Source organism: Arthrobacter sp. Br18 (assembly GCF_000520555.1).
GTDB lineage: Bacteria > Actinomycetota > Actinomycetes > Actinomycetales > Micrococcaceae > Arthrobacter_D.
In genome coordinates, this window is record NZ_KI914876.1 from 1 (window position 1) to 5,305 (window position 5,305).

At 65.2% G+C, this 5,305-nt stretch carries 4 protein-coding genes and 1 pseudogene; 3 read left to right on the forward strand and 2 right to left on the reverse strand.

Translation table 11 applies throughout. The features are described 5' to 3' along the window. Positions 1 to 216 (forward strand): annotated as a pseudogene (locus Y704_RS24565) (IS3 family transposase); the annotation flags it as partial. Positions 217 to 843: 627 nt separating this feature from the next. Here the strand turns inward: Y704_RS24565 and Y704_RS0112445 are convergent. After that, positions 844 to 1,782 carry a LysR family transcriptional regulator gene (locus Y704_RS0112445; RefSeq protein WP_026550353.1) on the reverse strand — a complete coding sequence of 313 codons (939 nt, stop codon included), beginning with the start codon at positions 1,780 to 1,782 and terminating at the stop codon, positions 844 to 846. 211 nt (positions 1,783 to 1,993) lie between these two features. On the opposite strand from Y704_RS0112445, the gene Y704_RS21065 reads away from it, so the two are divergent. Further along, on the forward strand, positions 1,994 to 2,728 hold the full coding sequence (locus Y704_RS21065; protein WP_162149412.1) for a LysE family translocator: 735 nt from the start codon (positions 1,994 to 1,996) through the stop codon (positions 2,726 to 2,728). Positions 2,729 to 2,957: 229 nt separating this feature from the next. On the opposite strand, the gene Y704_RS0112455 is transcribed toward Y704_RS21065, so the two are convergent. Continuing rightward, positions 2,958 to 3,986: an ion channel gene (locus Y704_RS0112455; protein ID WP_026550354.1), complete on the reverse strand. Its 1,029-nt coding sequence runs from the start codon at positions 3,984 to 3,986 to the stop codon at positions 2,958 to 2,960. 281 nt (positions 3,987 to 4,267) lie between these two features. On the opposite strand from Y704_RS0112455, the gene Y704_RS21070 reads away from it, so the two are divergent. Continuing rightward, the coding region (locus Y704_RS21070) for a trans-sulfuration enzyme family protein (protein WP_035772676.1) at positions 4,268 to 5,305 on the forward strand (1,038 nt) is incomplete at its 3' end.

Sequence of the window (5,305 nt, forward strand, 5' to 3'; positions counted from 1 at the left end):
TTCATCACCTACTACAACCATGAACACCGCCATTCGGGGATCGGACACCATACCCCGGCCAGCGTGCACCTCGGCACTGCGGCAGCGGTGCATGAACAACGCCAAGCCACCCTGGACCAGGCGTATGGCAAGCATCCTGAACGGTTTGCCCGCCGTCCTGCCGCACCACCGCTACCGGTAAAGGCGGCGATCAACGACCCGGCGCAACGAGCCTAACTATCGGCTCATTAACTACCCCGAGCATGTCTCATTTGACTTGACAAGTTCCGCACTACTGGAACCGATTCTCCGGTGGCTTGGACATCGACCTCGCAGGAGATTTGTGAAGGGGCTTGCATGCGCATGGACGGGCCGAACCGTATTACCTCATTACATCTCGCACACGCCGGTACCTCGTCGCCTGGGATCCTGAGTGCGACGATTGCGCATCTTCCGCGCAGACAGTATCGCCTCCCCGCCGGAGATGGCATCGTCGAGGACCTGAGCCCAGACCGGTGCAGCCTCAAGGCTGGTTCCTGATCATGGATAGCTCTTGCCGCCTCCCTCAATCGCTTCAACACCGACCTCGACGTCGTCCACCCGCCGGAACTCACCAAAGCATTTGTGCAGCTCGCGTCCCGCAACACCACGACGGCAGCCACCTGGACCAACGCCAGGTGACGATGCGATGACCGCGATCACCACCGCCCAGGCACCGGATACGCGATGGGTTACGGACATCACCGAACATCCACCGGCGAGGAAAAGGTAGCCCCAATCAAGTTTGGGACATTCAACAACATGGCACTTGCCGCCGAGAAACTATCAACCCCACGAGTCAACGAAACCGTAGGCACTCCAGTGCTACGGAGTGTGGCTCGGGGTCTGGCTTGGGGTGTGTGGTGCTGTGGGCTGGTCGGATACCTCGCGCAGTGCTGTGAGCGCAGTGTGGATGAGGCGGGCGCGGGTGCGGTGGGTGCGGGTGAATGCGACGATTCGGCGACCGACGGTGGGTCCGGTGAGGGAGCGGACGCTGAGACCTGTGGGCAGGCCGGTGAGGGCGATGGATGGAAGTACCGTGACTCCGAGGCCGACGGCGGCGAGGCTGAGGGCTGCATGGTGGTCATCCAGACGTGCGACGTACCGCGGAGTGAAACCTGCTGTCGTGCACGCGCGGGCAATGATCTGCCCGGTCGGACCGTCGTGGATGTCGTGATCGATCCAGGGTTCGTCCCGCAGCTGGACCATGTCCACCACTTCCTGGGAGCACAGGGGATGACCCGCCGGTAGGACCAGGTGCAGTTCTTCTTCGGTGAGGACGTGGCGTTGGTAGCCGTCGTGGTGAACGGGGTCGGCGTCGAGGGCTTCGTTGCGTATCTCGATGTCAGGTTGCCGCCGTCCTCCGCTGGGGTGAAGTTCGTTGATGCTGATCTCGACCACGGTCGTCGGGGATGTCTTCCGCAGGGTGCCCACGACGTGCGGCAGCCAGGCCTGGGCCACCGAGGCGAAGCAGGAAAACGTGATCCGTTCGGTCCGCCCTACCCGCAGGTCGGCCACGGTGCGCTCGAGGCGTTCCAGATCGGCAAGGGCCCGGCTGCTTTCCTCCGCCAGGTGCAGCGCAGCAGGCGTGGCCTCGATGCCTCGGCCGCTTTTTTCGAACAGGACCAGTCCGGTCTGCCTGGCCAGGACCCGCAGGTGCTGGCTGACCGTCGCGGGGGCAAGATGCAACCCGGCCGCGGCTCCATGAACAGAACCCGCCGAGACGACCGCGCGCAGAATAACGAGCCGATGCGGATCCAACATCGACCCATCGTACGGCGTTGACTGCCAATCGTCCGTAAAGAGCTGCTGGTGCCACACAAGGTGGGGTGTCACGCTGGAGGTATACGTGGACGTCGGCGTAGTCGCCGCGTCAGGTGTTCCTTGTTCCTCCCGACACGACGCCCTGCCTGAAAGAGCTGCAGGTGTCCTGTGCCGTCGTCCTGTGACGCCGCTGCATCGAAAGGCCATTTCAGTGAACGCATCGAACTACCTCGCCCTCCTGGGAGTGGCTGTCATCCTGGCTATCACTCCGGGCCCGGACACGCTGCTGACACTGCAATACGCCCTGCGCCGGCGACAGGCGGGCCTCTTCGCAGCTCTGGGAACAGCATCAGGGATCTTCGTGTGGGCAGCCCTGGTTGCCGCCGGCGTCGCTGCTTTCCTGCAGGACTCACCCGTGGCATTCAACACGCTGCGCGTCCTGGGCGGCGCCTACCTCTTCTACCTCGGCTACCGCACCCTCACCACCCACGCCCGTGTGGGCGCCCGCCCAGGTACCCGAACGTCCGCCCCTGCCACAGCGCTCATCGGCGCCGGTGCCTCGGACCAGGCCACGCTGGAGAACGAAGGGCCGGTGAAAGTGCCGGCCGATGTGCAGCCACGAAGCGGCACGCCGACCCGGGGGTCAGCGTTCGGCGCCGGAGTGCTGTGCTGCCTCACGAACCCGAAAACGGGCCTGTTCTTCCTCGCCCTCATACCGCAGTTCACCCCTCCTGCCGCGAGCCCGCTGTATGTCATTGCCGTCGTCGGCGGAACCGTCGCAGCAGTCATCGGCAGCTACCTCGTCATCGTTGCCCTCGGAGCCCACACCGCAGGGACCTGGCTCAACAAGCCCTCAGTCACCCGATGGATCGAACGCATCTCAGGGATGGCCTTCATCGCGCTGGGACTCATGACAACCCTCCCCGTACTCACTGCTCTGCTCTGAAAACGAGTACGCCGCCCTGCCCGCGGGCAGGGCGGATCCAGGAACTGTTCAGACCAGCCCCCTGACCCAGCTAATGACCGACGCTCCACCATCGAAGGAAGAATGATCGTGCAATCATCGCTCAACTCTTAGGTCCCGGTCCCCTGGAACTCACGCTGTGCCGACCATGAGCTCGGCAAGGACAAACGGCCACCTCGCAACGGGTGGCGCGTTGACCGGTGGAGACCACCTACCGTGCGAGGGCGCCGATGATCTCCTCCAGGGAAAGCCTGCGCTCCCCCACGTAGTACAGGACAGCGCTTCCGGGCAGTTGCGTGTCCCAGCCGGGGTTGATGACAACCCCATTGTGCTGAACAGCGAGCACCGTGGTGGTGAAGCTCCGTCCCATGGCTTCCTGGACCTGTCCAAAGTTCACCTGCGGGAGCGCCTCGGTCAGCCGCGTACTGTACGTGTTCCGGCCGCCGTGGCTCATGAGGTCAGCGTAAACGACAGCAATCCCGGGATCCTGCAGCTCTTCAGTGGCAAGGCGAGGGGAGTGCCACTGTACACAGCGGACGTCGGCATCGACATAGGAGAAGTTGAGGGCGCGGCTCATATCGCGCAGCGTGACGACCGTGTGCGCATCGGGGTTCACATGGGTGACAGCCACCGTGACGGCAAGTGCTTCGTTATCGTCGCGGGCGTCGATGAGGACGCGCGCGGCACGGTGCACCCCGGCACGCCGCAGCACGCTTTCCTCGGCAAGATCACCGCGGACGAAACCGAGATCGGGCTGCTCGGGCATTGGATTCTCCGCAACGTCCTCCCAGGCGCACAGGGCAACCGCATGGGCTTCGTCGGCGAAGATCTCGTGAATCAGCCGCTCGGTGCGACCGGGCGTATAGCCGACGATCACGAGGTGGTCCGATAGATCCAGATCCAGCTGGCCCTTCATGCGGTGTCCCTTCGAATTCTCGATCGCCATGGCGATCCTGGTGAACAGGGTGGTCAACGTGACGATGCCGCCGACAATGACGTACACCCCGACCAGGCGACCACCGACCGTGGTCGGGAAGAAGTCGCCGTATCCGACGGTGGCGGCGGTGACCAGAAACCACCACCAGTAACTTCCCACCGAAGTGATGGTGTTGCTGGACGGCTCAGCCCACACCATGAGGGGCCAACTGGTGAGGAACACCACGATGATGATCAGCGCCGGCAACACCCAGAAACGCGAACGCCCGAGCCTCCGAATCAGACGGGACAGTACAAATGGCACCCCTGCGTTCCCTTCTTTCGAGCGGGACGATACCGTTTGACCATACCGGGACTGCTGAGGGTTGAATTGCCTCCTCACCCGAACAAGTCGTCGCGACAACGGCCCGCTATGCTGGCGCAACCCTTGGCCGCTCCTCGGGAACCGGCCTCACTATCGGCGATGCGGACATTGACCGGCTCGAGATCGAATCTTCACCGAGGCAACCGTGACCGGAACGCTCGGATGAAACACAACGCGGCCGCAATTCCCCGACCCCCACCCCCGCCAACTACCCTGATCCAATGACCCCTTCTCCTGAGGACACCCCCCTCGCCCCGGACACCCTGGTGGTTGCCGCTGGCCGCCCGCCACGGGACCACGACGCGCCCGTGAACCCACCGATCGTCCTCTCCTCCACCTTCCACGGCACCCGGGCTCCCGAACCAGGCGACCGGGTCTACGGGCGCATGGCGAACCCCGCCTGGGACCCCTTCGAGGAGGCGCTCGGCCGGCTCGAAGGAGCCGCCCACCCCGCGCTGGTCTTCAGCTCCGGCCTCGGGGCAGCGGCAGCCGCGCTGTCGCTGGTCCCGACAGGTGGCGTCGTGCTCATGCCGAAGCACGCCTACGCGGGCTCCCTGAGCCTTGCGACGGCGGAGGCGGCCCTCGGCCGCTTCACCCTGCGGACAATCGACATCGCAGATACGAAAGCAGTGCTTGCGGAGATCGAGGAGTTGAAAGGAGTCCAGCTCATGCTGTGGCTCGAAAGCCCCACCAATCCGATGCTCGAGGTCGCCGAGACGGCCGTCCTCACCCGGGCCGCCCACGCGGCGGGCGCGCTCGTCATCGCGGACAACACCTTCAATACACCGATTCTCAGCCGGCCGCTCGAGGACGGCGTCGACGTAGTGCTGCACTCCGTCACCAAATGGCTCGCGGGGCACTCCGACGTGATCCTCGGCGCGCTCGTCACGTCGGACGCCGCCCTCCGGGCCACCCTGCTGGCCCACCGCACGCTCCGTGGGGCCATTGCGGGCCCCTTCGAGGTGTGGCTCGCGCTCCGCGGGCTGCGGACGCTCGCGCTGCGCATGGAACGCAGCCAGGCCAACGCCGCCGTCCTCGCCGGGCGGCTCGCCGGGCACCCCGCCGTCGCGCGCGTCCGCTATCCCGGGCTTCCGCAGGATCCCGGGCACCAGCGCGCCAGGGAACAGCTGAACGGATTCGGGGGCATCGTCAGCATCGAACTCACCGGAGGCCGGGCCTCCGCCGACGCCCTGGTGGACGCCGTGCGACTCTGGCTCCCGGCTACCTCCCTCGGCGGGGTCGAGTCGCTCATCGAACGA

Excerpts from the sequence above, each read along its gene's own strand:
- Y704_RS0112445 (WP_026550353.1), bottom strand. The coding sequence starts at position 1,782 with ATGTTGGATCCGCATCGGCTCGTTATTCTGCGCGCGGTCGTCTCGGCG.